The organism is Rhizobium sp. BR 314, assembly GCF_047445805.1.
GTDB classification, from domain to species: domain Bacteria; phylum Pseudomonadota; class Alphaproteobacteria; order Rhizobiales; family Rhizobiaceae; genus Rhizobium; species Rhizobium lusitanum_B.
On sequence record NZ_JARWLA010000006.1, the window covers coordinates 125,623 to 151,672 of the forward strand.

25 protein-coding genes are annotated in these 26,050 nt (G+C 60.1%); 12 read left to right on the forward strand and 13 right to left on the reverse strand.

The features are described from left to right. The 3 genes from cobG to QD461_RS10815 form a co-directional block, all read right to left on the reverse strand. Positions 1-1,431 carry a precorrin-3B synthase gene (gene cobG / locus QD461_RS10805; RefSeq protein WP_414087761.1) on the reverse strand — a complete coding sequence of 477 codons (1,431 nt, stop codon included), beginning with the start codon at positions 1,429-1,431 and terminating at the stop codon, positions 1-3. Positions 1,432-1,490: 59 nt separating this feature from the next. Next, positions 1,491-2,267 (reverse strand): precorrin-6A synthase (deacetylating), encoded by a 777-nt coding sequence (gene cobF / locus QD461_RS10810; protein ID WP_414087762.1) that lies wholly within the window; start codon positions 2,265-2,267, stop codon positions 1,491-1,493. Positions 2,268-2,349: 82 nt separating this feature from the next. Further along, a complete protein-coding gene (locus QD461_RS10815) occupies positions 2,350-3,183 on the reverse strand; it encodes an AraC family transcriptional regulator (protein ID WP_414087763.1) in 834 nt (277 codons plus the stop codon). 116 nt (positions 3,184-3,299) lie between these two features. Between QD461_RS10815 and QD461_RS10820 the strand changes: the two genes are divergently transcribed. Then, positions 3,300-4,496 carry an MFS transporter gene (locus QD461_RS10820; protein WP_184703312.1) on the forward strand — a complete coding sequence of 399 codons (1,197 nt, stop codon included), beginning with the start codon at positions 3,300-3,302 and terminating at the stop codon, positions 4,494-4,496. 118 nt (positions 4,497-4,614) lie between these two features. On the opposite strand, the gene QD461_RS10825 is transcribed toward QD461_RS10820, so the two are convergent. Both QD461_RS10825 and alr read right to left on the reverse strand, forming a co-directional pair. Then, complete coding sequence (locus QD461_RS10825) at positions 4,615-5,865, reverse strand: D-amino acid dehydrogenase (RefSeq protein WP_414087764.1); 1,251 nt, start codon at positions 5,863-5,865, stop codon at positions 4,615-4,617. Positions 5,866-5,896: 31 nt separating this feature from the next. After that, positions 5,897-7,030: an alanine racemase gene (gene alr / locus QD461_RS10830; RefSeq protein WP_414087765.1), complete on the reverse strand. Its 1,134-nt coding sequence runs from the start codon at positions 7,028-7,030 to the stop codon at positions 5,897-5,899. 125 nt (positions 7,031-7,155) lie between these two features. Between alr and QD461_RS10835 the strand changes: the two genes are divergently transcribed. Beyond that, the gene (locus QD461_RS10835) at positions 7,156-7,620 is read left to right on the forward strand and encodes an Lrp/AsnC family transcriptional regulator (protein WP_414087766.1); all 465 of its coding nucleotides are present in this window, start codon (positions 7,156-7,158) and stop codon (positions 7,618-7,620) included. 95 nt (positions 7,621-7,715) lie between these two features. Here the strand turns inward: QD461_RS10835 and QD461_RS10840 are convergent, their stop codons facing one another. Next, positions 7,716-9,530 carry a PAS domain S-box protein gene (locus tag QD461_RS10840; protein ID WP_414087767.1) on the reverse strand — a complete coding sequence of 605 codons (1,815 nt, stop codon included), beginning with the start codon at positions 9,528-9,530 and terminating at the stop codon, positions 7,716-7,718. Positions 9,531-10,024: 494 nt separating this feature from the next. Further along, positions 10,025-11,074, reverse strand: a complete 1,050-nt coding sequence (locus tag QD461_RS10845) for an ornithine cyclodeaminase (RefSeq protein ID WP_414087768.1) — start codon at positions 11,072-11,074, stop codon at positions 10,025-10,027. A 143-nt stretch (positions 11,075-11,217) separates the two neighbouring features. On the opposite strand from QD461_RS10845, the gene QD461_RS10850 reads away from it, so the two are divergent. Continuing rightward, complete coding sequence (locus tag QD461_RS10850) at positions 11,218-11,655, forward strand: Lrp/AsnC family transcriptional regulator (protein WP_184703307.1); 438 nt, start codon at positions 11,218-11,220, stop codon at positions 11,653-11,655. Between the two features lie 50 nt (positions 11,656-11,705). On the opposite strand, the gene QD461_RS10855 is transcribed toward QD461_RS10850, so the two are convergent. Further along, positions 11,706-11,963: a hypothetical protein gene (locus QD461_RS10855; protein WP_414087769.1), complete on the reverse strand. Its 258-nt coding sequence runs from the start codon at positions 11,961-11,963 to the stop codon at positions 11,706-11,708. 221 nt (positions 11,964-12,184) lie between these two features. Between QD461_RS10855 and QD461_RS10860 the strand changes: the two genes are divergently transcribed. After that, positions 12,185-12,532, forward strand: coding sequence for a hypothetical protein (locus tag QD461_RS10860; RefSeq protein WP_414087770.1), 348 nt, complete (start codon positions 12,185-12,187; stop codon positions 12,530-12,532). 171 nt (positions 12,533-12,703) lie between these two features. Here QD461_RS10860 and hutC read toward each other — a convergent pair whose 3' ends face one another. Next, on the reverse strand, positions 12,704-13,459 hold the full coding sequence (gene hutC, locus QD461_RS10865) for a histidine utilization repressor (RefSeq protein ID WP_184703304.1): 756 nt from the start codon (positions 13,457-13,459) through the stop codon (positions 12,704-12,706). A 195-nt stretch (positions 13,460-13,654) separates the two neighbouring features. Between hutC and QD461_RS10870 the strand changes: the two genes are divergently transcribed. The 6 genes from QD461_RS10870 (at position 13,655) to solA (ending at position 19,513) form a co-directional block, all read left to right on the forward strand. Continuing rightward, positions 13,655-14,494 carry a transporter substrate-binding domain-containing protein gene (locus QD461_RS10870; protein WP_414087771.1) on the forward strand — a complete coding sequence of 280 codons (840 nt, stop codon included), beginning with the start codon at positions 13,655-13,657 and terminating at the stop codon, positions 14,492-14,494. Between the two features lie 101 nt (positions 14,495-14,595). Further along, the gene (locus QD461_RS10875; protein ID WP_414087772.1) at positions 14,596-15,321 is read left to right on the forward strand and encodes an ABC transporter permease; all 726 of its coding nucleotides are present in this window, start codon (positions 14,596-14,598) and stop codon (positions 15,319-15,321) included. A 10-nt stretch (positions 15,322-15,331) separates the two neighbouring features. Next, positions 15,332-16,036, forward strand: a complete 705-nt coding sequence (locus QD461_RS10880) for an ABC transporter permease (RefSeq protein WP_414087773.1) — start codon at positions 15,332-15,334, stop codon at positions 16,034-16,036. A gap of 24 nt (positions 16,037-16,060) precedes the next feature. Further along, positions 16,061-16,837, forward strand: a complete 777-nt coding sequence (locus QD461_RS10885) for an ATP-binding cassette domain-containing protein (RefSeq protein ID WP_199096150.1) — start codon at positions 16,061-16,063, stop codon at positions 16,835-16,837. Then, positions 16,834-18,339: an HAL/PAL/TAL family ammonia-lyase gene (locus tag QD461_RS10890; protein WP_414087774.1), complete on the forward strand. Its 1,506-nt coding sequence runs from the start codon at positions 16,834-16,836 to the stop codon at positions 18,337-18,339. Before QD461_RS10885 ends, QD461_RS10890 begins: the two co-directional genes overlap by 4 nt. Position 18,340: 1 nt before the next feature. Further along, positions 18,341-19,513 carry an N-methyl-L-tryptophan oxidase gene (gene solA, locus QD461_RS10895; RefSeq protein ID WP_414087775.1) on the forward strand — a complete coding sequence of 391 codons (1,173 nt, stop codon included), beginning with the start codon at positions 18,341-18,343 and terminating at the stop codon, positions 19,511-19,513. On the opposite strand, the gene QD461_RS10900 is transcribed toward solA, so the two are convergent. After that, complete coding sequence (locus tag QD461_RS10900; protein WP_184703297.1) at positions 19,510-20,004, reverse strand: cytochrome b; 495 nt, start codon at positions 20,002-20,004, stop codon at positions 19,510-19,512. The genes solA and QD461_RS10900 overlap by 4 nt on opposite strands. Before the next feature lie 198 nt (positions 20,005-20,202). Continuing rightward, complete coding sequence (locus QD461_RS10905) at positions 20,203-21,618, reverse strand: aldehyde dehydrogenase family protein (protein ID WP_414087776.1); 1,416 nt, start codon at positions 21,616-21,618, stop codon at positions 20,203-20,205. A 94-nt stretch (positions 21,619-21,712) separates the two neighbouring features. Between QD461_RS10905 and QD461_RS10910 the strand changes: the two genes are divergently transcribed. Together QD461_RS10910 and QD461_RS10915 are read left to right on the forward strand one after the other, a co-directional pair. Beyond that, positions 21,713-22,627 (forward strand): LysR family transcriptional regulator, encoded by a 915-nt coding sequence (locus tag QD461_RS10910; protein WP_414087777.1) that lies wholly within the window; start codon positions 21,713-21,715, stop codon positions 22,625-22,627. A gap of 144 nt (positions 22,628-22,771) precedes the next feature. Beyond that, positions 22,772-23,389, forward strand: coding sequence for an O-methyltransferase (locus tag QD461_RS10915; protein ID WP_414087778.1), 618 nt, complete (start codon positions 22,772-22,774; stop codon positions 23,387-23,389). A 44-nt stretch (positions 23,390-23,433) separates the two neighbouring features. Here QD461_RS10915 and QD461_RS10920 read toward each other — a convergent pair whose 3' ends face one another. Further along, positions 23,434-24,192, reverse strand: a complete 759-nt coding sequence (locus tag QD461_RS10920; RefSeq protein ID WP_414087779.1) for an alpha/beta fold hydrolase — start codon at positions 24,190-24,192, stop codon at positions 23,434-23,436. Positions 24,193-24,241: 49 nt separating this feature from the next. Beyond that, a complete protein-coding gene (locus QD461_RS10925; protein WP_414087780.1) occupies positions 24,242-26,014 on the reverse strand; it encodes a cytochrome c biogenesis protein DipZ in 1,773 nt (590 codons plus the stop codon). Positions 26,015-26,050: the final 36 nt, after the last annotated feature.

Consider the following 26,050-nt stretch of genomic DNA (forward strand, 5'->3'; position numbering starts at 1 on the left):
TTATCCCTGTCGTAGAGCCGTCGCGATTGCGTCCCGGCCGAGCCGTTTAAGACACTGGCGCGCCGATTCGCCAGCAACTTTGTTGTTTCGCACCAGCTCGCCAAGTCGAGCCAATACTGATTTCAGATTCTCTTTGCCGATATTCACCGCGGGTTCTGCTGACGCCGGTCCATCCAGGACGATCACATGACCAGCGGGAACGCCGACGATGGCAAGCGCTGCCGGAGAAGGATGCGCGCACCCCTTCGGGCAACCGGACAAATGCAGTTTGAACGAACCGTCGAGCAATTCGGGAGCGACATCGACACAATCAGCGGCCGCCTGTTTGGTCGTGTAGTGCGCGGATGCGCAGGCTCCTGCGCCGGAGCATAGGACTATATGATTGGCTGGATCGTCGCCGCGCGTTTGGAAGCCGCTGGAGGCGGCGAGCAAGCGGAGGCGTTCAAGTTTGTCGGCCACTGGGCCAAGCAACAGAATGCTGTGTTCCGGCCCGGTTCGGATTTCATTGACGCCGCTCTCTTCGGCAGCGGCAAGAAAGCGGGCGAGATCCCGCGCGTGGATCTGTCCGAAGGAAGGGCGCAATCCGAGCGCAAAACCGCTCTTCGTGAGCGCGATGATCCCGATTGGGGTGGTGGTGGGCGCCGCTGCCGCTTGGGCATGGATGCGGACTTCCGGAAAAAGCCCTCGCAGCTCCTCCGTATCAAGGTCGCGGCCGCGGGCGCGGGGTCCGAGCAGGCTCAATCGCTTGAGCAACATGACCACATCGGCAATCACCTGGTCGCTGGGCAATATGGCAAGCGGCGTTGCCGTGGCTGCCGTTCCAGCGATCGACAACATCCAGAGATAGTCTGTGCCATCGTCGGATTGTGTCGCCTTCAACCTGATATCCGCGGTCATCTCGTCAAGAGTGGGCTGGCCGCCGCCATCGATGATGATGGCGAGCTTCGCCGCCAGCAGCGGTTTGGGGAAAACGCCTTCAATGGCTTGTCGTAGTTGCTCCGCGAGCGTACGGGCAGCCCCAATTTCGGATGGGTCCAGGCCACTGAGGGGCGGCGTCTCGATGGCCACGCCGCTTTGCACGACAATGCCGGCGCGATCTATGTCGATGGCAAGCGCCCCAACGGTCTGAGGGGTCAGGCCGCGCAGTTGCAGATTGCCGCGCGCCGTGATTTCGAGCAGGCCGTTGCCATGAGTTTCGGCGGCTTCCGCCAGCGCGAGAAACTGCGCAACCGTCAACCCCGGCGTCGCCGGTCGCAGCCGGACGAGCAGACCGTCGCCTGTTTGCATCGGATCGCTGAGCGACGGGCAGGCGCCGCGAACAATGGGCGCTAGCGGTGAGGCGTCGACGAAGCCTTCGGCTGGCTCTTGCGAGAAGCACGCGGGTTCGTCCATCATCTGTCCGTTGGCCGCAACCAAGAGATTGCCCTTCATAGGGGACACTTCCTTGCACAAACCGGATCGGTGGGCAAATGATTTGGCTCAGCGACGGTTCATGTCCGATCGTCGAAATCCTGGCCCTTGCGCAGCAGGTAGATGTCCATGATCCACCCGTGTCGTGCGCGCGCTTCCTCCCGTGTCGAGACGATGCGCTCGGAAACATCGGCGAGCCTGCCGGCTATGATAATCTCGTCCTTCGTGCCGAGATAGGCTCCCCAATAGATATAGGCGTCCGGATCGTCGATCTTGCTGAAGGCCTGCTCGCCGTCGAGCATGACGACGGCTGTTTCCGCGACGCCCGGAAAGCTCTCGGCGAGCCTGCGTCCGGTGGTGACCTGCACCGGTTTCCCGACGAGATTGAGGGGGATGCGGTGGCTTGCGGTCAGCGCCTGGATGCTGGTGATGCCGGGGATGATGTTGTAGTCGAGCGCGACCTTGCGGCGCGCGACAACGCGCTCGATGATGCGCAGCGTGCTGTCGTAAAGACCGGGGTCGCCCCAAACGAGGAAAGCGGCGCTTTCGTTGTCGGCCAGATGGTCAAGGAAAAGCCGTTCGTAGATGGCTGAAATCTCTTCATGCCATTCATCGACACCTTGCACGTAGCTGCGGTCGGCCGTGCGGCGCGATGGCACGTCATAGCCGATAAAACGGATCGCATTGTTGGTGACGTAACGTTCGCAGATATCCTTGCGGACATCGGCGAGCTCAGCCTTCGCTGCGCCCTTGCTGGGGATGAAGATAACGTTGGCGGCATTCAGCGCATTGATCGCCTGCACGGTCACATGCTCGGGATTTCCGGTGCCGATACCGACGATATGAATTTGCCGCATGTGCTGGTCCTTGTTTTCAGCGCTGTTTGCCGGAAGAGGCAGCCCGTTTCAAGGGTATGGCAGTGAGATCGGGCGCGCCGACCTAGGCCTGTCGCTCGAAGGCCCAGCGGTTGATCGTATAGGCACGCGGTGAAGCGCCAAGCATGCGCCGGAACATGGTGGTGAAAGCCGCAACGCTTTCATAGCCCGCTTCAAGCGCGACATTGGTCACAGGAGCGCCTCCGGCCAGTCGGGGCAGACAGGCAAAAACGCTTGCCTGTTGGCGCCAGGTGGTGAAGCTGATACCGGTTTCCTTGCGGAACTGTCGGGTGAACGTCCGCCGGCTCATCGCGAGCTTCTCGGCCCAGTCGTCCAGCCTGGCATTGGGCGAAGGATTGGCGAGATAGTCGCGGCAAAGTGCGGTCAGCCGGCGATCGGAAGGGAAGGGCAGACCGAGCGGGCGCTCCGGCAAGGTGGTGATCTCCTCGACAAGCAGCGACAGCACCAGCTTGGCCTTGCGATGGCTCACCGGCGCCTCCCGCAATCGGATCGCTTCCAGCAACAGGCTACGGGCAAGATCCGTCACCTCGACGACGCGCGGAACCTCGTCTTTCTGCGCCTGGCCGCGCGGAGCGACATAGACGGACTTCATGCTGACATCGCTCAGAATCTCGATGGAATGTTCCAGCCCGACGGGGATGAAGAGGGCATGCCCCGGCGGAACCATCCAGCGGCCCCTTGCTGTCATGATCAGGGCAACGCCGGAGAAAATACAAAGCAGTTGCGTTCGGCGATGATGATGCCACGGAACCGTGTAGCCCTGCGGCGGCTCGGCGCTATGGACGAGCACATCCGCGTCCGATTCCTCCATCCAGCGCATGCTCTGGACATGCACGTCATCGAGGGTTGCCAGCAATTGTTTCGACAGCTTTTCCATAATGGCCCAATCGAGAAACTATTGGACCAAAACACGAAAGAAGGTCACTCGCAAGCCGTGTAAAACGCGGATCAAACGATTTGGCCGGCGGGAGGCCGGCCCTGGAAGGAATTTGCATGGTTGCCGCGTTTTCGGGTGCGCAGACCCGCTTCGAGAAGACGACGCTCTCTGTCGTCATTGCCGTCAGCACCTGTCATCTGCTGAATGACATCATGCAATCGCTGCTGTCGTCGCTCTATCCGATGTTCAGGGAAAATTATGCGCTCGATTTCGTGCAGATCGGGCTGCTGACGATGATGTTCCAGATTACCGCTTCGCTGCTTCAGCCGGTAGTCGGGATCGTCACCGATAAATGGCCCATGCCCTATTCGCTGCCTGTGGGCATGGTTAGCACATTCCTGGGTCTGTTGCTTCTCGGCTATGCCGGAAGCTTCACCATGCTGCTCGGCGCTGCCTGCCTGATCGGCTTCGGCTCGGCCGTCTTCCATCCGGAAGCGTCCCGCGTCGCGCGCCTGGCCTCCGGCGGCCGTCATGGTCTCGCGCAATCGCTGTTCCAGCTCGGCGGCAATGCCGGCTCGGCAATCGGCCCGTTGATCGCGGCATTCTTCGTCCTGCAGCATGGCCAGAAGAGCGTTGCCTGGCTTTCGGTGCTTGCCGTCATCGGTTTCATTGTTCTGAGCTGGGTCGGAACCTGGTACGTCAATCACCGCCGCCAGCAGGCAAGCCGTCCCGTGCCCAACCGCACCTTGCCGATCGCGCGCAACAAGGCGATGTGGGCGCTTGCCATCCTCATTCTGCTGACAGCGACAAAGAACGTCTACATGGCGAGCATCTCGAGCTATTTCACCTTCTACGTCATCGACAAGTTCCACCTCGATGTTCGCGATGCCCAGCTGATGCTGTTCCTGTTTTTGGGTTCGGTCGCTGCCGGAACGATCATGGGTGGGCCGGTCGGCGACCGTCTGGGTGCGCGCTTCGTGATCTGGTTCTCGATCCTTGGCGTTATTCCTTTTGCGCTGCTGATGCCCTACGCCGATCTGTTCTGGACTTGCGTCCTGACTGTCATAATCGGCTTGGTCTTTGCCTCGGCATTCCCCGCGATCGTCGTATTCGCACAGGAATTGATCCCCGGCCGGGTTGGATTGATCGGCGGCATCTTCTTCGGTTTTGCCTTCGGGGCCGGCGGTCTCGGCGCGGCCGCGCTCGGAGACTTCGCCGACACGCACGGCATCGCCTTCGTCTACACGATCTGCTCGTATCTGCCTCTGCTCGGCCTGTTTACGATCTTCCTGCCGCGCATTCCGAGGCATTGACCTCAAGCTTGGCGCGCGAGCGCGCCGGGCCTCGCTTCCTGCAAAATTAAAGCAATTGAGGCGGTGTCCGTGAAGAACACCGCCTCAATTGTTTGGACAATTGCGCAGAGAAACCGGATCAGGCGTAGCGGCTGATCGCAAGGTCCGTCGCGTCGATGTCAGGCTTGCGGCCGCTGACGAGATCGCTGATCACGCGTGCCGAACCGGAGCTCATCGTCCATCCCAGCGTGCCGTGTCCCGTGTTGAGGAACAGGCCCTTGACCTTCGTCGGTCCGATGACCGGCGTACCATCCGGTGTCATCGGCCGCAGACCAGACCAGAAGGATGCCTTGGCGACGTCGCCGCCGGGGAAGAGATCGGTCACGGAATGTTCGAGCGTCTGCCGTCGGGCAAGGCCGAGATCATTGGTATAGCCCGAGATTTCAGCCATGCCGCCAACGCGAATGCGATCACCGAGGCGGGTTATGGCGATCTTGTAGGTTTCGTCCATCACGGTCGATTCTGGCGAACGCGAGGGATCGGTGATCGGGATCGTCAGCGAGTAGCCCTTGACCGGATAGACCGACAGCTTGATGCCGAGGGGCCTGAGCATGATCGGGGAGTAGCTGCCGAGCGCAACGACAACGGCATCGCCGTCCACGCGACCACGGTCGGTCACGACGCTGCGCACCTGACCGCCCTGCACGTCGAGCCCCTTGATCGTTGTGCCGTACTGGAAGCGTACGCCTAGTTCGACTGCCTTGGCGGCAAGCGCATTGGTAAATTTAAAGCAGTCGCCCGTCTCGTCCTTCGGCGTCAGCAGGCCGCCAACGATCTTTTCGCGAACATGCCGCAAAGCCGGTTCGACGCGGATGCAGCCTTCGGGATCGAGTACTTCATAGGGAATGCCGTCGGCGGCCAGAGCCTTGACGTCCTTCGCGGAGGCATCTAGCTGCTGTTGTGTGCGGAAAAGCTGCAGCGTACCCTGCATCCGCTCGTCATAGGCAATACCAGTTTCCTCGCGGACGGCAGCCAGCGAGATGCGGCTGTAGTCGGCAAGGCGCAGCATGCGGCTTTTGTTGATCGCATAGCGTTCCGACGTGCAGTTCGAAAGCATCTTCACGAGCCAGGACAGCATCGCGCCATCGACCTTGGGGCGAAGGATGAGCGGTGCGTGATGCATGAACAGCCACTTGACCGCTTTCATTGGAATACCCGGCGCGGCCCATGGCGAGCAATAGCCGAAGGAGACTTCGCCCGCATTGGCAAAACTCGTTTCCAGCGCCGGCCCCTGCTGCCGATCGATGACCGTGACCTCGTGGCCTGCCTTGGCGAGTTGATAGGCAGATGTGACGCCGACGATGCCGGCCCCCAGAACGACGACTTTCATGATGTCCTCAGTGAATTGAGCAATGGGAAGGTCAGCGGTATTGCCTGGTGTAGCGATCGCCGAGACTGGTTAGGATTTCGTAGGAAATCAAGCCGGCGTCCCGGGCGAGATCATCGATCGTTTGATGGTCTCCCAAAACTTCCACCAGGCTACCCAACGACAGGGTTCCTTCGGGCAAGGCGCTGATATCGATTGTCATGCTGTCCATCGACACACGGCCAACGGTCGGTAGCCGCACGCCGTTGTAATAGACCGATCCGCGATCGCTTAAGCTGCGGGGAAGACCATCGGCGTAGCCGGCAGCGACTGTTGCAAGCCGGGTTTCCGCCTTCGTCACGTGCACGCCGCCATAGCCGACGCGAGCGCCGGCCGGAACGGTTCGTGTCTGAACGACGGCAACATCGAGCCGCACGACGGGTTCCATCGGATTGGCTACGCCGCCGGTCGGGGCGCCGCCATAGAGTGCAATACCTGGCCGTGCCAATACGCCGTGAAAATCATCGCCAAGGAAGATGCCGCCGGAATTGGCGAAGGAGAGATCATAGCCCTCAAATTCCTTAGCGACGCGACGCATCTCGGCAAGCTGGTCGCCGTTCTGAACGCTGTCGGTCTCGTCTGCGGACGCCAGATGGCTCATGATAAAGAGGATATCGAGATGGTCGGTGGCTGCAAGGTGAGCTGCGACGGCGGCTCTGTCTTCCGGAGGGATGCCGAGCCGCGACATGCCGGTATCGAACTGCAGGACGGCGGGAAGCTTGCGCTGCAGCGAGCGGGCGGTTTCTGACCACAGTCGCATTTGCTCAAGCGAATTGACGACTGGAATGAAGCCGCCTTCCGCACAGGCCGTTTCGTTGCCCGGCAACAGGCCGTTCAGCACGAAAATCGACGCATCGCGCGGCAGATGCGGGCGCAGCCGCAGCGCTTCGACGAAATGCGCGACGAAGAAGTCACGGCACCCGCGTCCGTAGAGGGCCTTGGAGACCCGGTCCGCTCCGAGTCCGTAGGAATCTGCCTTGACGACGGCTGCGGCACGCGCCGGCGCAACGATGGACGAGAGCTTGTCGTAATTTCTGCACAGAGCCGTCAGATCGATTGTCAGATAACCGCAAGCACCGCTGTCGATCGTCAGTTTTGACGTCCGCGAATCCACCAAACCGCCGTCCATGTCCACCCTCGCTTCTTCGCGGCGAGATTATTGAAATGATCGTGAAATTACCCATCAAACAGTGATTGATTATTGTGTAGTTGCAAGGATATTGAAAGAAACGGCGAATTTTTGAAAGAATCCATATGGCGGCTCTCGATGCCATCGACCGTAATATTCTTCGGCTGCTGCGCCTCGATGCGCGCGTCAGCAATGCCAGCCTGGCGAGCGAGGTCGGGCTATCGCCATCCGCCTGCTTGCGGCGCATCAAATTGATGGAGCAGGCGGGCGTGATCCGCGGCTACACCGCGCTGGTGGACACGTCGCAGGCCGAAGCGGCGATTGCCGTCATCATCAACATCACGCTTGAGCGGCAGACGGAAGATCATCTCGATCGTTTCGAGGCGGCAGTCCGAAAACATCCCGAGATTCGCGAGTGCTTTCTGATGACGGGCGGCTCCGATTACCTGCTCCGCGTCGAGGTCGCTACGGCCGGCGACTTCGAGCGCATTCACAAGGAAATCCTCTCGGCATTGCCGGGGGTGCTACGGATCCATTCGAGCTTCTCGATCCGCAACGTGCTTGCGACGCGGTCGAAAAATCTGCGGTGAACAAGCGAATTCCTGGGCAATAGACAGAGCCTGGTGCCGAGGGGCGTCGGGGGATTTCGAGCGCCGCCGACTCTTAGGTCGCCTTAAGCCTGTTCTCAGGTCTGATCCCAGCCCATGCCAGTCGCCGCATGAACTTCGCAGATCAATCCGCCCGGATCATAGGTGATGTTGACTTGGCCGTTCAGCTCCGCAGCCAGCAGATTTTCGATCAGCCTTGAGCCGAAGCCCTTGCGCGTCGGCGGCGTCACGATGGGGCCGCCAGTCTCCTGCCAGCGCAAGACCAGCCGTTCTGCCTCCTGGGTTTCCAGAGACCACACAATGGCAACGCGCCCGTCGGATGTGGACAGTGCCCCGTATTTTGCTGCATTTGTCGCCAACTCGTGCAGGGCAAGCGAGATGGAAACCACCGTTCTCGGTGCGAGCTTGATGGCCGGCCCGGAAATCTCGAACCTCTCCCTGGGATAGGGCGACAGCGCCTGGCTTATGACGGCCATCAGGTCGGCTTCCTCCCACTTTCCATGGATCAGCAGATCGTGCGCGCGCGCCATGGAGGCCAGCCGCGCTTCGAATGTCTCGACGGATGTCTTGCTTACGTCCTCACGTCCCAAGGTCTGACGCGCTATGGCCATGACGGTTGCCAGCACGTTCTTGACGCGATGGTTGAGTTCGCCGACGAGAACACTCTGAAGGTGCTCGGCCTCCTTCTTGGCGCTGATATCGTGCGCGATCTTCGATGCTCCGACGATCCTGCCATAGGTATCGTAGATCGGGGAAACGCTGAGCAGGACGTCGACCAATTGGCCGTCGGCGCGCCGCCTCTTGGTCTCGTAAGGTTCCACCTTTTGGCCCGCGCGGATCTGCGCGAGGATTGCCGGTTCCTCCTCGCTGCGATCATCGGGAACGAGCATCATCACCGACTGGCCGATCGCTTCCTCGGCCGAGTGACCGTAGAGTCTCTCGGCGCCAAGGTTCCAGCTGGTGACCGTCATGTTGAGATCGGTGCTGAGGATCGCGTCGTCCGACGACGCGATGATAGATGCAAGCCGTCGTTCCACTTCCTGCGCGCGCTTGCGCTCGCTGATATCGATGACGACGCTTACGGCGCGCCAGACCTTGCCGGCAGATCGGTCTCGTACGCCGGACGCCGAATTGGTTACCCAGACGAGGCTGCCGTCCTTGCGGACATAGCGCTGCTCGATCTCGAAACTTTCTCCATTCGCCAACATGACGTCGAATAATTGCATGATATCGCGACGATCGTCCGGATAGATGATGTCCTGAATCCGCAGGTCGAGAAGCTCGTCTTGCGAATAGCCGACAATCTCGCAAAATCGCTTGTTTACAAGGGAGAAGCGGCCATCAAGTTCATACTGGGCAATTCCGGTCGCCGACTGGGAAATAATGGCGCTGACCCGCTCTTCGCTCTCCCGCAATGCCTGTTCCGCGCGAACGCGCTCGGTCGTTTCGTTGACGATGCAGAACACGCCACGCACTTTGCCGTCGCTATCGCGCACTGGCGAGTAGGAGATGTCGAAATAGACAGTCTCAGGGTAGTCATGGCGTTCGATGTAGAACGGCCGATCCTTGGCAACAACGGTCTTGCCCTCGTCCAGCACGTTTCGCAAGAGAGGCTCGAGATCGTCCCATAATTCAGACCAGTTCTCTCGTGCCGGGCGCCCGAGCGCGCGCGGATGCTTCTCACCGATGGTCGGTGCATAGGCGTCGTTATAGAGCGCGATGAAATCCTCGCCCCAGAACAGGACGATCTGTGCTTGTGCCGAGAGCATGATGTCGACGGCCGCAGTGAGGCAAGGCGGCCAAGCCGATCTTGGCCCCAGACCGGATCTTGTCCAGTCGAAGCCGGAAATGAGTGCTGCCATCTTGCCGGTGTGGGCTGCCAGTTCGGGCATGACGTTCAGGACAACTTCCTCTCTTCAACGAGAGCAGCCGTACGGGGCTGTCTCATCTTCCCCTTATTCGCGAGGACTCATAGCATAATCTCCGCGCCGAGGTGCAGGGGGAAAGCGTGCAAATTTCGATGTGTTCTAAGTGACATAGGCGAATCTTGCTATGTATGCCTTGCCTTGATCCCAGGCCGGCAAAAGGCCACTTGGCCTACGGGCACAATCTAACCAAGTTGGTCAGATTCCCGGGTATCATCGACGGCTTAGTATCGGTTTAATACCGCGCGGAATTTGCAAGTCAGCAAGCTGCCGTTGGACACCTTTTGTCGTTTGCCGGCGCTGACGAAATGCACCTTTCAATGCATGAAACTCACGCGCTGCTATGGCTTGCATTGCGGAAATGCAGACGGCGGCCGATGGCCGCCGTCTGCATATCTTATACAAAGCGATGCGGTGCGGCGCCGCAAAGGCTGGATCAAACTGTCGATCTTGACGCTTGTTCACTCCGCCCGCTGCAACATGCCGAAGAGATCGCGCGGGTCGTCCGGGTCGGCGATGATATCGAGCTTCTGGAAGTAATCCGTACCAGCGAGTTTCTCGCGGACGTAGCGCAGGGCGGAGAAGTCCTCGATAGCGAAGCCGACGCTATCGAACAAGGTGATCTGCCGCTCGCTGCTGCGTCCCTGAGCGCGGCCGTTGATGACCTGCCAAAGCTCCGTGACCGGATAGTCCGGGTCCATTTGCTGAATCTCGCCTTCGATGCGCGTCTGCGGCGGATATTCGACGAAGGTGTCGGCGCGCAGCAGAATGTCACGATGAAGCTCGGTCTTGCCGGGGCAGTCGCCGCCGATGGCGTTGATATGAACGCCTGCGCCGACCATGTTGTCCGTCAGGATGGTGGCAAACTGCTTGTCAGCCGTGCAGGTCGTGATGATGCCGGCGCCCTCGATGGCCGCTTGTGCGGTCGAGCACGAAATCAGCCGCAGACCTTTCCCCGCAAGGTTGCGGGCTGCCTTTTCCGTCGCCTTCGGGTCGATGTCATAGAGGCGAACTTCCTCGATCCCGAGGACTGCTTTCATTGCCAGCACCTGGAATTCGGCTTGTGCGCCGTTGCCGATCATCGCCAGCGTGCGGGTTCCCTTTGGCGCGAGATGGCGCGCGGCCATGGCGGAAGTCGCTGCGGTGCGCAACGCCGTCAGCAGCGTCATTTCCGTCAGCAGCAGAGGATAGCCCGTCGATACTTCCGCCAGCAGGCCGAAGGCCGTGACGGTCTGCAGCCCCTGCGACATGTTCTTCGGATGGCCGTTGACATATTTGAAGCTGTAGACCGTGCCGTCGGAGGTCGGCATCAGCTCGATCACGCCATCATGGGAATGGGAGGCAACACGGGGCGTCTTGTCGAACAGATCCCAGCGGCGGAAGTCCGCTTCGACGGCATCCGTCAGTTCGACCAGCATGGTTTCGATGCCGACATGATGCACGAGGCGCATCATATTTTCGACGCTGACGAAGGGAATGTAGGCTTTTTCCGACGGAAGCGGTGCGGGCATTTTGGGTGTCCTCGATCAGATTGTTGCCAACAGGGTAACAAGCAGGCCGATTGACTGAAATCGCAAAACTGTGCCAGTTCTGGTACGATGCTGTGCAGATTGTATAGCAGTTATTGTGAAAATGACAGAGTCTGGATTCGACAATGGCATCTGCCAAATATATTCCCGATGATCTCGACCGACGGATCATCGCCCATCTGCGAGCCGATGGCCGCGCCTCCCTTTCCAAGCTATCGGACGTTCTGGGCGTGGCGCGCGGCACCGTTCAGAACCGGCTGGATCGCCTCATCGAAACAGGCACGTTGATGGGCTTTACCGTGCGGGTACGGGAGGACTACGACGAGCAGACAGTCCATGCGGTCATGATGATCGAGGTGGTGGGAAAATCGACGACTCAGGTCATCCGCAAGCTCCGGGGCTTGCCCGAAATCTACTCGCTGCACACGACGAACGGCAATTGGGACCTCGTGGCCAACATCCGGGCGATCAGCCTCTCGGATTTTGATCGCGTCCTGCGCGAGGTCCGCATGATCGACGGCGTCGCCAACAGCGAAACCAGCCTGTTGCTAAGCAGTCTCTGACGGCAGTCCCTGCCGAAATCGTCGGGTGCGACGTTTCGGCTTTTCTGTATTCACGGACGCTGCGCGCGCAATATCCTTTTCCAGACAGTGCCGCCGAGATAGCGGTTGAAAACGATGAAATAGGCGATGATGAGGACGAACAGCAGAAGCGCCGGCATGCCGGTCAGCTTGAAGCCGCCGTCCGTTCTCCCGCCGAAGATCGACGCAAGGACGAAACCGAATACAAAAAACGCCATCAGGAAATCGAAGATCGCGGCAAGTACGATGCGCCATGTGGCGGGCTGCGTCTGGGGGCGTGCATCAGGCATGATCGGATCCCATCCTGTTCGTTCGATATGTCGATACACTCGACAGAACGAGCCTTTGTCAATCACAACGCGGCCTTTTCGTGGATTTGGAGCGCGTTGAAGGGAGCCATTATTGGGGGCTTCGCCCGCCGTTGCTCCGATCGATCGACTCGGCCCGGTTGGCGGCGGCGTGTCCACCTGGGTGCAACTTGAAAACTTTCTTCTTGTTGTTATGATTTCGTATGGAACTCACTCTGCTCGTTCACGCCCTTGCCTGGACCATGCTTGGTCTGGTCGTGCTCACCACCGTCGTCCCTGTCAGGGCGAAGTATCCATTCATGGCGATGGCGAACATCGACAGCGTGGTCCCTTTCGCACTCATGGGGTTCCTGTTCGTCATGGCCTACCCCGAGGACCGGCGCATTGTTGCCCTCGTGTGCATTTCCGTAGCGGCGGCAAGCGAGATGATGGCGTTGGTCCTGCCCGAGAAGTGCCTGCGGATCGAACGGGCAATCTTAAAGGTGCTGGCCACGGTATCAGGCTTGCTTTTGGGGGCGCTGTTCATGGAGTGCCTGTTGCAGGCATTTTGACCCAAAAGCGTAGCGCGAAAGACGTTCAGCGCCTTTTGCAACAGCGATATCGGCTAAGTCAAAGGCCAGGCGATCCTTGAAGATTTCGACGCGTTTTGGCGCTGGTCGTCAGGGCCTGGCGGTCCCACTGCAATCCTGTACGGCAAGAATGGCCTTATCTTCCATATACAACTAGCGATCCGAAGGTTTGCCGCTTTGGCTCTCCAGGCGGTAGCGATGCCCTGGATAGACGAGGCGGGCCAATGAGACGACGCCGCGGGCCGACCATGTGCGCCGACGGATCGTCAGGCATGGCTCGGTTTTTAGGATCGTCAGCAACTTGCATTCCCAGGCCTGAGGCATGACCGCCTCGACCACGTGTTCGGAACCGCTGAGGGGTGCGACGTTCGAAAGATAGGCGTTCGGCGTCATGCCTGTGAAGTCCTGCTGGAGGTAGTCTGGCGCGGCTTCGGGATGCACGTGGCGATCCTCGATCTGCACCGGCACACCGTTCTCGCTGTGGACGATCAGCGAGTGAAAGACGAATGATCCAATTGGCAGTTCCAGTGCATCCGCAACGTCGGGCGATGCGGCCTCTCTGGCGAGAACTACCACTGTTGCTTGGTGAGAATGGCCGCGTTCTGCGATTTCTTCGGCAATGTTGCGCACTTCGAATAAGGCCGATGCGCCCTTGCGTTCGGCAACGAAGGAGCCGACACCCTGGATGCGGACCAGCTCTCCCTCGCTGGCGAGTTCGCGAAGTGCGCGATTAGCCGTCATCTTGCTGACGCCGAGTTCGGTCACGAGTTCATTTTCGGAGGGGACGCGATGCTTGGGGGGCCACTCGCCGCTGTGGATGCGGTCGAGTATCATCTGTTTCACTCCGGCATAAAGCGGTGCTGCGTCGTTTTCCGCCAGTTCGCGTTTCATCTCGCCTGAGCGCTTCATTGACTATTTCCTTTGCGCGGACTGATATCTGCCTCGAAAACAACTTTCCCACTTGCATATCATAAATTATCTCATATGGTACCCTATACAACCTCGCAATCAATCCTAAAAGTAAATTGGGAAAAGCGGGCAAGCCGGCGAAGATCGGTAGGAAGTGCTGCAAGGCCTGTTTCAACCTCAGAGGAGCTCAACACGATGAAATTCAGTGCAATTCTCTTGTCAGGCGTCATGGCTGCCGCTGCTTTTGCGGTTCCGGCTGTCGCCAAGGACTGGAAGACCGCGACGATTACCCTGGAAGGCGCCTATGCGCCCTGGAACATGACGAATGCCGACGGCACGCTCGGCGGCTTCGAGCCGGAACTCGCCAAGGTTCTTTGCGAGCGCGCGAAGATCGATTGCAAGCTTGTCGCTTCCGATTGGGACGGCATGATCCCGGCTCTGAACGCCGGTAAGTTTGACGTTATCATGGATGCGCTGTCGATCACCGATGAGCGCAAGCAGGTCATCGGGTTCACCGTTCCCTACGCCGCGACACCTGCTGCTTTCGCGACCGCAAAAGATAGCCCGCTTGCCAAGGCCGCAGGCACCGGCAGCACGATCAAGATGACCCCCGGCCAGACCGGCGTCAAGGAAGTCGATGCGCTTAAGGAAGCCTTCAAGGGCAAGACGATCGGTATCCAGGCCGCCACCGTTTATGCCAAGTTCGTCTATGACAATTTCGGCTCGATCGCCACGATCCGCGAATACAAGACCGGTGCCGATCGCGACCTCGATCTTCAGAACGGCCGTATCGATCTCGGCTTCGACGATGCCGTTTACTTCATGAATGCTTTTGCCAGCGCCAACGACACGCTTGCTTTCACCGGCCCGGAAATCGCCGGCTCCATCTGGGGTGAGGGCGAAGGTCTCGGCATCCGCCAGGCCGATACGGACCTGCGCGACAAGCTCAACGAAGCGATTAAGTCCGCCCTTGCCGACGGCACCATCAAGACCCTGTCGATGAAGTGGTTCAAGGTCGACGTCAGCCCGAATTGATAGCGCGACCTCCGGGTCGCTGCCATCGGTCTCCGGCGTTGCCGCCGGAGACCCTTTGATATCCTGACGCTTGAAACTGCCACGGACGGGGAATGGACGCTATGGCAACCTTGCAACTGCTGGGCTTCGGCTCGAACGGGTGGGGCGCGCTGCTGCTCGTCGCAGCCTTGATGACGCTCGCCGTCACCGCGACAGCGCTATTGATCGGAGCGGTTCTAGGCGCGATCATTGCCTCGGCCAAGCTCTCCGGCAGCCTCATCTTGAAGACGCTCGGCAATGTCTACACGACCGTCTTTCGCGGCGTGCCAGAGCTTCTGATCATCTACCTCATCTATTTCGGCGGTTCTTCGGCGGTCACGTCAGTCGGCAAATGGCTGGGTTACGACGGCTTTCTCGGTTTGCCGTCCTTTGCAGCGGGCGCGCTTGCCGTCGGCATCATTTCCGGTGCCTATCAGGCCGAAGTTTTTCGCGGCGCCTATCTCGCCATTGCCAAGGGCGAGCTGGAAGCAGCATCGGCGATTGGCATGCATGGAAGCCTGCGCCTTCGCCGCATCATCATTCCGCAGGTCATCCGCTACGCTATTCCCGGTCTCGGCAATGTCTGGCAGCTCAGCCTCAAGGATTCCGCCTTGATCTCGGTCACCGGCCTTGCGGAATTGATGCGCACCAGCCAGGTCGCAGCAGGCTCAACCCGCCAATATTTCCTGTTCTTCATCGTGGGCGGCATTCTCTATCTGATCCTGACGAGCCTGTCGGATCGGGTGTTCAACAAAGCTGAACGGCGCGCCAATCGCAGCATGCCCGCAGCGACCATCGGCCAGGCCTGAGGAGGACGACATGGATTTCGACTTCCTCTCGAGCACGATGATCACGCTACTGCAGGCAGTGCCAATGACGCTGCTGCTATTCTCCCTGTCGATCGTGACGGGCGGCCTGCTGGCGCTGATTATCGTCGCCCTGCGTGTGAGCGGCAATCCGATTCTGTCGGGTTTCGCCAAGGGTTACATCTTTGTCTTTCGCGGCTCCCCGCTGCTGATCCAGATGTTCCTGATCTTTTATGGTTTGGCGCAGTTCTCCATCATCCGCTATTCGTTCCTCTGGCCTTTCCTGCGTGAGCCGGTTGTCTGCGCGATCCTGTCGTTGGCGCTTTGCACGGCAGGCTATACGGCCGAGATCTTCCGCGGCGGCATTCGTGCTGTTTCGCCGAAGGAAATCGAGGCCGCTCGTTCCATCGGCATGTCGCGCTTTCTGCTCGTGCGCCGCATCATCGCGCCGATCGCCTTTCGCCATGCGCTACCGGCCTACTCGACCGAGATCGTCCTGATGATGAAATCGACGGCGCTTGCCAGCCTCGTCACCGTTTGGGAAGTGACAGGCGTTGCCCAGCGTCTCATTTCGCATACCTATCGGACGATGGAGGTCTTCCTCTGCGCCGCGATCATCTATCTCGTGCTGAATTTCATCATTCTGCAGGCTATGGCTCTGCTGGAATATTCGCTGTCCCGCCATCGCCGCGCCGTTCCGCCGGCGGTGAAGGCCTAAAGACGTCATTGGAGCAGGCAAATCATGCCAGGTGTCACCCGACTTTCAGTTCGCAACATCCGCAAAAGCTTCGGCAATCATGAGGTCTTGCGCGGCATATCGCTCGATGCCCAGGATGGCGACGTCATCTCCTTGCTCGGTGCCTCGGGTTCCGGCAAGTCGACCTTCCTTCGCTGCATCAACCTGCTTGAAATCGCCACCGACGGCGAGATCTGGGTGGATGGCGAGCAGATCCGCATGATCCACAAGAACGGCAAGAGCCGCCCGGCTAGCCACAAACAGGTGGATCACATCCGTTCCGAACTCGGCATGGTGTTCCAGAGCTTCAATCTCTGGTCCCATATGACTATCCTCCAGAACGTCATCGAGGGACCGATCCATGTCCTGAAGCGTTCGCGCGCCGAGTGCATCGCCGAGGCCGAAGCGCTTCTTGAGAAGGTCGGCATCGCCGACAAGCGCCATGCCTATCCGGCGCATTTGTCCGGCGGCCAGCAGCAGCGCGCGGCAATCGCCCGCGCTCTTGCCATGAAGCCCAAGGTCATGCTGTTCGACGAACCGACCTCTGCGCTCGATCCCGAACTCGTCGGCGAAGTCCTGCGCGTCATGCGCGCCCTTGCCGAGGAAGGCATGACAATGCTCGTCGTGACCCACGAAATGAGCTTTGCCCGCAATGTCTCCAACCGCGTCGTCTTCATGAAGGAAGGCCTCGTCGAAAGCACGGGCACGCCGGACGAGATGTTCGGCGGCGGCGCTTCGCCTGCCTTCCGCCAGTTCATCGGCCATTTCGGAAACGGTCAATGACCGTCACCATCGACAAGCCACTATCCTGGCAGGACGTCGCGCGCGTCAGCATCGGCGAACCGCTGGCCCTGTCCGAAGCGGCGTGGAAGCGTGTCGGCGAGGCAAGTCGTATCGTCGAGCGCATCGTCGAGACTGGCGTCCGCGCCTATGGTGTCAATACCGGCGTCGGCGCGCTGTCCGACACCGTCGTCGACCGCCCCTCGCAAAGCCGCCTTTCGCGCAATATCATCATGAGCCATGCCTGCGGCGTCGGCCCCCTGCTGTCGGCTCGGGAAGTCCGGGCCATCATTGCCGCGCAGATCGGCAATTTTGCCCATGGTCATTCCGGCGTACGGCCGGAAATCATAAGCCATCTTGCCGCATTTCTTGAGCGTGATTGCATCCCCGAAGTTCCGTCCAAGGGCTCCGCGGGCTATCTCACGCACAATGCTCACACCGCACTCGTCCTGATCGGCGAGGGCAGGGCTTCCGTTAAGGGCAAGTCCATGAGCGGCGCCGATGCGCTTGCGGCGATCGGTTTGAGCCCCCTGGTGCTTGGTGCCAAGGAAGGGCTGAGCCTCGTCAACGGTACGGCTTGCGCCACGGGATTGTCGGCACTCGCAGTCTCGCGCGCCGAGCATTTGCTGGATTGGGCCGACGCCATCGCCGCGCTGACGCTGGAAGCGGCCGGTTGTCAAATGGCCGCCTTCGATGAGGCCGTGCTTGCCCTTCGCCCTTCGGCGGGAATTGCCAAGGTTGGTCAAAGACTACGCAATCACTTGCGGGGCAGCGGCCTCGTCGCCGCAGCTCTTGGCCGGCGAACGCAGGACGCTCTGAGCCTGAGATCTGTACCGCACGCCCATGGCGCCGCCTGGGATGTCTTCGAGCAAACCGCGCGCATTGTCGATCAGGAATTGGCCTCGGTCACGGACAATCCTGCGGTTTCGGGCACACCGGAACAGCCTTTCGTTTCCTCGGAGGCTCACGCTGTCGCACCTGCGCTCGGTCAGGCTGCCGATAGTCTGGCGGTTGCCATCGCTCAGATTGCCGCCATGAGCGAGCGGCGGATGGATCGACTGGTCAATCCGTTGGTCAGTGGCTTGCCGCCATTCCTTGCAAGCGATGCCGGCAGCCATTCCGGCTTCATGATCGCGCAATATACGGCCGCGGCGCTCAGCAACGACAACCGTCGTCTCGCCGCTCCCGCCTCGCTCGACGGTGGTCTCACATCAGGGCTGCAGGAGGATTTTCTCGCGCATCCGACTGCCGCCGCCAGCAAGCTGCTCACGATCCTCGACAATGCCGAATATATTCTGGCGATCGAACTGATGGCAGCCGCGCAGGCACATGACTTCTTGGCTTCGAAGGCGACAAGGGCGCCGGGAACCGATCGTCTCTATACTGCGGTTCGGTCGCGCGTTCCCCTGTACGGTGACGACCATCCGTTGAATACAGATATGGAGAACCTGCGGGACCTGCTCGCGCAAACTGCGCCGCCAGCTGAAAGTGAAACTGGAGCCTGACATGCCCGTGGAGTTCGACGTTGCCGTCATCGGCCTTGGTGCGATGGGAAGTGCTGCTTTGTCTTTCGCCGCCGCCCGCGGCGCAAAGGCGATCGGCATAGAAGCGCATTTTCCGGCGCATGCGCTGAGCTCTTCGCATGGCGATAGCCGCCTGATCCGCCTCGGCTACTTCGAAGATCCGTCTTATGTCCCTCTGCTGCAGCGCGCCTATCAAAACTGGCGCTCGCTCGAGGCGCGGCTGCGGGCCGAGATTTTGACCGTGACCGGCGTTCTGCAGATCGGCGGGCCTGACGGCAAGATCGTCAGCGGCACGCGCGCTTCCTGCGACATGCATGGATTGCCGCATGAGATCCTGGACAGGGATGCCATGAAGCGGCGCTTTCCGGCATTCGCGCTCGAAGAGGGCGAGATAGCGCTGCTCGATCCACAGGGCGGCTATGTGCGTCCGGAAGCGGCGATCATGGGCTATCTGAAGCTTGCGGCCGAAGACGGCGCTGTCCTGCATTTCGGTGAACGCGTCTTTGCCATCGAGCCGGATGATGCAGGCGTCACGGTCGTTTCGACGACCGGTCGATATCGGGCGCGCAAGGTGATTGTCGCGACTGGCGCATGGATTGCCGAGCTTGTGCCGCAGTTGAAGGCACATGCGCAGCCTATCCGTCAGGTGGTTGCCTGGTACCAGCCTAAGGACGGATTTGTCGCTGAGCCGCAGCGCATGCCCTGCTTCCTGCGCGATGAAGGTGCTGGAGGTTCCTATTTCGGCTTTCCGGCCATCGGCGTCGATGGCGTCAAGATTGGCCGCCACGCCCATTTCCGGGAGCCGATCGATCCGAAGGCTCCCAACCCGCCGGTCAATGAGGCGGATACCGATCTGCTCGACAGCTTCGCCCATACGCGCCTGCCGGACGCCGCTTCCTATCGCGTCCGGGCGACGACTTGCCGCTACACCATGCTGCCGAGCGAGGATTTTCTGATCGATTCGCTACCTGGGCAGCCGAATGTGGTGGTTTCCTCGGCTTGCTCCGGTCATGGGTTTAAGTTCACCAGTGTCGTCGGCGAAATTCTCGCGGATCTGGCTCTTCAGGGCGGCAGCGCGCTGCCGACCGCTCTCTTCTCGTTCGAAAGGCACTTTGGCGGCCAATTGGCTCAGCCGCCAATTTCAAAGACGGTCTAGCCGATCGTCATCCGTCGCAACACGTCCGACCTGAAGTAGAAGTGCTGCACGAGCGCACCGAATATATGCAGGACTACGACGGCCCAGAGCAGGGATTTGATTGGGCCGCCATGAACGAAGGCGGCCGTGTCGATGCCGAAATAGTAGGCGGCTATTCCCGATAGGGGCATTGCGAAAATCAGTGCGTAGAGTAGGAAGTGCGTTACGCTAGCGATGTAATGCAGAAGCGCGGGCTGATCGTCCGGCGGCGTTGGGACATCGGACACCAATCTCAAGCCAAGACGCACGACGGCCAGCAGCAGGATGGCGATCCCCGCATAGGCGTGGATGTTGGCACTGGCGATATCGGCAGACGTCGGCGTCTGTCCATGGCGAATAAGACGCCGCCACGCATTCATGCCGTCGGGAAACAAGAGATTGAAGAAGATCAGTATGGCCATAAGCCAATGAAGGATGCGTTGCGGAACGGAATAGGCGGATCTAGCTGGCATCGGCTCTCCTTAGATTGGAATTGTTCTAAAGGTAGAGCATGATTCTAACGAGAACCTGAATGTCGTCATAGTCCGCTGCGCTTTGTTCCGAACCAGTATGATCGGCCGGAATGACCGTCGAGTCTCCTCATCCATTACATGGGGTAGGCACCGGTAGGATATTCCGGAGAGCCATCATGGCTCTCCGGGCGGTTGCCGTCAGCTCAACACGGCGCGGGGCTCCAGAAACGATTCCAGGCCGTATTCGCCGAATTCGCGACCCATGCCGGATTGCTTGAAGCCACCGAAGGGCGCCAGCGGCTCGTGTGGCGCACCGTTGATGACGACGCGACCCGCTTCGATCTGCTCAGCCACCCGCTTCGCCCTGTCGACATCGGCGGAGAAAACATAGGCCTGCAGTCCGTAGACCGTGTCGTTTGCGATTTCGACGGCGTGGACCTCATCGCGATAGGGGATGACGCAAAGCACGGGGCCGAAGATCTCTTCGCGCGCAATCCGCATATCGTTGTTGACGCGGGAAAAGACCGTCGGGCGAACGAACCAGCCGCGACCGAGCCCTTCGGGCCGCCCTTCGCCGCCGACGATCATCTCAGCGCCTTCCTGCTGGCCGAGGTGAATATAGGACTGCACCCGATCCCATTGCTTCTGGCTGACCATCGGACCGACGCCGACGGTCGGGTCTCTGGTGTCGCCCACCTTGATCGCCGAAACGGCGGCAGTCAGCCGCTCGTTGATCTCATCCAGGCGGCTCGCGGGAGCGAGAATGCGGGTGCCGGCAATGCACGCCTGGCCGCTGTTGGCAAAACCTGCCGCCAGAACCTGCGGGATAACGAGATCAAGATCGGCATCATGCAGAATGATAGTCGGGCTCTTGCCGCCAAGCTCGAGGGTGACCCGCTTCATGGTCATCGATGCGGCCTGGAAGATGGCACGTCCGGTCGCCGTCGAACCCGTGAAGCTGATCTTTGCGATGTCGCGATGAGCGCTAAGTGCAGCGCCGGCAACATGGCCATAGCCGTTGACGATGTTAAACACGCCATCCGGCAGGCCTGCGGCGTGCAGGCATTCGGTGATCAACTGGGTCTGGATCGCGCTCATTTCCGAGGGTTTGATGACAATGGTCGTGCCGGCGGCAATCGCTGTCGCCAGCTTGCTGCAGATGAAGCCGTAATTGCTGTTCCAGGGTGTAATGGCGGCGGCGATGCCGGCGGGTCTCATTTCCACGTCTGCGTGGCCGATGCGGCGTCGGAACTGATAGCTCTTGAGTGTCTCAGCCATATGCAGAAAAGCCGTTGCCGCATGGGGCACTGAAAAGCCGATGAAGGAGGCGGGAGCACCGTATTCCTCGCGCATGGCATCCGTAAGGTCGCCTGCCCGGGCCGAAACCGCCTCATGCAAACCGTGCAGCATCGCAACGCGATCCGTCTTTGAGCTTTGCGCCAGGCCCGCGAACGCAGCCTTGGCGGCGCTAACGGCATCGTCGACGTCCCGCTCGTTTCCAAGACGCACCGTGCCGATCTGTTCTTCAGTGGTTGGGTTGAAAAGGGGGGCGACTTCTGTGCCATGGGGCTGAACGAAGCGACCGTTGATGTAGATGGTGTCTATCTTGCGCATGCGTGTCTCCTTCATCTTCCCGATAAAGGTAAGTTGCGCTATTTGATCGTTGTAGCAGGACAAAGATGGACAGGCTGATAAGGAAAATAGCGCAATGAAGGCAAGCTTGGCCGAGCTTGAGGCAATTGCGGCTGTCGCGCGCCACGGCGGCTTTCGGGCCGCTGCTCGTGAACTCGGCATGTCATCGTCGGCGCTCAGCCATGCTGTCGCGACGCTGGAGGAGCGTCTATCTGTCAGGATTTTCAATAGAACGACGCGCAGCGTGACGCTATCGGACGCGGGCGAGCGTTTTGTCGCGGAGATAGCCCCCGCACTCGCCTCGATCGACAGAGCCATCGAGAATGCCGGCCTGTCGTCCGGCTCGGTTTCTGGCACGCTGCGACTGAACATGGCACCCGGCGCCGCGCGTATGCTTTTGGTGCCGCTTATCCTCGAATACGGGCGGCGCTTTCCCAATGTGGAGATCGAGATCGTCACCGACAACGCTCTCGTTGACGTGATCGGCAAGGGCTTCGATGCGGGTGTGCGTCTCGCCGAAGCTGTCCCGGCGGATATGGTGGCTATACCAATCGTCCCGACGGTCCGCTCGCTCGTTGTCGGATCGCCCGGCTATTTCAGCAATCGGCCAAAGCCGCTTACTCCCGGCGACCTTTTGCAGCACCGCTGCATTCGCGCTCGCATGGCAAGCGGCAAGCTCTACCGCTGGGAGTTCGAACGTCATGCGCAGACAATGCTGATCGATGCGCCGGGAAGCCTGACGCTCGACGCGTCCGACCTGATGCTGACGGCCGTTCTGGAAGGGGCTGGGCTTGCCTATATTGGCGAACCCTCCATGGCTGATCACATTGCAGCGGGCCGCTTGATTCCCGTATTGGAGGATTGGAGCCCGCCCTATCCGGGGCTTAGCCTCTACTTCGCGCAGCGGCGTCAGATGCCCGCCAGGCTCCGTGCCTTGATCGAACTTATCCGTGAACAGGCAGCACATGGTAGCTCCCGGATAGAAGATTAAATTTCAAATAGGCTCAACGCTATATATTGCGGACTATATCGAGATGACCGATCAATGTGGCGGCCAGGCCACGGTCATCGCGCTTGACGATGCCGCCTGGTCAATTGTGCGCAGGCGAGCGAATAATGCGATGAGGAGTTTGTTATGGATCAGAAGATCGAAGCCGTTCTTGAGGCCTATCATCAGCTCATCCGTGAAGAGCAGAGCAAGCCTAGGGAAATGCCGCCCGGCGGTCGCGATGGTGGGCAGGATCGCCGGTTAAGGGCTGTTGGCCCGAAGACCGGCCGATTTATCAACATTTTGGCGAAGAGCCTGAAAGCGCCGGCCATTCTCGAGCTTGGGACGTCCTTCGGCTATTCCGGCATCTGGCTCGCAGAGGCGGCGCGTGCCAGCGGCGGACGGCTCATATCTATGGAGCTTCATGCCTACAAGGCCGAGTTCGCAAGGGAAATGGCTGGGAAGGCCGGGCTCACGGAGTATATCGATTTCAGGATCGGCGATGCTGTCGAGATGATCAAGGCACTGCCATCGGGTGTCGACTTCGTTCTCCTCGACCTGTGGAAGGATCTCTACATCCCCTGCCTTGAGGCCTTCTACCCAAAGCTCAATCCGGGCGCGATCATCGTTGCCGACAACATGTACATGCCGGCAAACGAAGACGTGAAGCGCTATGGCGAGGCAGTTCGTACCAAGCCGGGTATTACATCCGTTCTGCTGCCTGTTGGTTCCGGCATCGAAGTCAGCCGATACGATCCCGCATAAGCAGCAAGCGACGGCCCCGGAAGGGGGCCGCCGCCGGTCTATTGCTACTTGCCGGTGTCCTTGGCCGCCTTCTCGATCACGGCAGCGACCTTTTCTGGCTGCGATGCAAAGACGGCGTGGCTTCCCTTGATTTCGGTGACATCGCTGCCGGCACGTTTTGCCATACTGCGCTCGAGTTCGGGATTGATGGAGCGATCGTCACTGGCAACGACGGCCCAGCTCTTCTTGGCTTTCCACGCGGGGTTCTCGATCTTGGCGGTGAAGGCGGCCTTCGATGCAAAGACCTGCGATTTCGCCAGGAAAGCGGCTTCGTCCTTCGGCAGGTCAGCGGCAAAGTCGGCGGCGAATGTTGCGGGATCCAGGTAGAGATACTGTCCATCCTTGGTTTCGCGGATGTTCATGCTGCCTGCCGGCTTCGAGCTTGCGAGACTGATCAGGCTTTCGTCCTTGTCCGGCTGGAACGCCGCGACATAAACGAGGCCTGCGACATCCGGGCGATTGCCCGCTTCGGTAATAACCATGCCGCCATAGCTGTGGCCGACGAGCAGGCTCGGCCCGGTCTGAAGATCAAGCACGCGTTTGGTGGCAGCGACATCGTCGGCAAGCGAGCTGATCGGCTCCTGTACCACCGTGACGTTGAAGCCGTCCTTCTCTAGGATATCGGCGGTCTTGCGCCATCCGGAGCCATCGGCAAGAGCACCGTGGACGATGACGATATTCTTGACCTCGGCTGCCTGCGCCGCAAATGCCATGGTGCTTGCGACAAGGCCGAGGGCTGCGATGGAAAGAAAACGAGACTTCATGATGGGACTCCTGTGTTTAGAGGTTCATGTTTGAGTTGAAGGGGACATTTCAGCCGAAGGTGAAGGCGTAGGCCTGAACTCCGGGGTCGAGGAAGTGGATCTCGAAGTTGCGGGCAGTGACATCGCCGGACTGGCGGACGAGCTGGTAGAGCTTGGTCGCAGTCACCGTTCCGTTTCCGGCGGCATCGATATCGGAGCCGTGGTCGGCGCCAGGCGCTTTTCCATCCACGGTCACTTGGAAGCGGATCGGCTTTCCGTCTGCCGAGGGACCGAGCACGAGATGCAGGTCGCGGGCGCTGAAGCGATAGCTGATGCCGCCGCCTGCCTTGTTAAGCGATGCCTGCTCCGCGCCGACAGTCCAGCTGCCTGTCAGACCCCATTGATTGAGGCCGGGATTAGCGACCGAATAGTCGGCGGCGGCATCCGCCTTAACTCTTTCCGGAGAGACGAAGCCCGTCGCCTGCTTGTAGCCGACATAGGTCTCGCCGGAGCGGATATGACCGAGGTCGGGGCTTGCTTCCGCGCCCTTTGCATCCGGAACGACGGCCCCACTTTGGGCCATATCGCTGCCTGCTTCACGCAGGAGATCCTGGATTGCTTGTTCGGTCTGGCGATAATTGCCTTCGCCGAAGTGCTGGTAGCGGACCTGGCCCTTGGCATCGATCAGGTAGTGGGCAGGCCAGTAATTGTTCTCGAAGGCACGCCAGATCGTATAGTTGTTGTCGATCGCCACCGGGTAGCCGATTTGGAAATCGTCGATCGCCTTCTTGACGTTATCGACATTCTTTTCGAAGGCGAATTCCGGAGCATGGACGCCGATCACGACGAGGCCCTGATCCTTATATTTTTCCGCCCAGGCACGAACGTAAGGGATGGTGCGGATGCAGTTGATGCAGGAATAGGTCCAGAAGTCGACGAGTACGACCTTGCCGCGAAGCTCTGTTGACGTCAGCGGCGGAGAGTTAAGCCAGGTCACAGCGCCGTCGAACGACGGAGCGGGGCCCTCGACCGGAAGATCGCTATGGAATGGGCGGGCCGCATCGCTGGCGATCTTTATAGCTCCGTTGCTCGCAACCTCGATTCCAGTGCCTGAAGCCCTGGGGTGCAGTTTCTCCAGCAAGACCTGTTCGAAGGAGCCGGTGCTTGCATAGGAGAGCCGGGCGAGCAGGCCGGTGTCGAGACCAAGCGCGATGGCTGCAACGCCGGAAAGAACCGCGGCCCCGGTGAACTGGCGGATGCGTTCACTGACGCCGAGGGACTGCTTCATGCGGGCAAAGATCTCGCCGCCGGCAAACAAGGCGACAGCAAGCGAGGTTGCAGCACCGGCGCCGTAGGCGAGCAGCAGGAATGTCGTCTGCAGATTGGCACCCTTCAAGGCGGCGCCGGTCAGGACGAGACCCAGGATCGGACCGGCACAGGGCGCCCAGAGCAGGCCGGTCGCAATGCCGAGCACGAAGGAGCTTCTGACGCTTGCAGCGTTGCGCTGAGCGCCGGCAGCGCTCAGGAGGTTATTGCCGAGATCGACAACCGGCCGCGAAAGTACGGTCGCTATGCGAGGCGAAATCAGGCTCAGGCCGAAGAGCCCGAGCAAGACGATCGCCGCGAGGCGACCATATTCATTGGCGCGGATCGCCCAGGCGCCGCCGACTGCAGCAAGGGTTGCGACAACAGCAAAGGTAAGCGCCATGCCCGCAAGCATGGGCAGCGTGCTCCGGACAAAAGGCTGTCCGGCGCGGGCAAAGACGAAGGGGAGAATAGGCAGGATGCACGGACTGAGGATCGTCAGCGCACCGCCAAGATAGGCAATGATGAGAAGCGTCATCGTCTTGTTCCTTTAGAAGCGATTGACCGGCTGGCG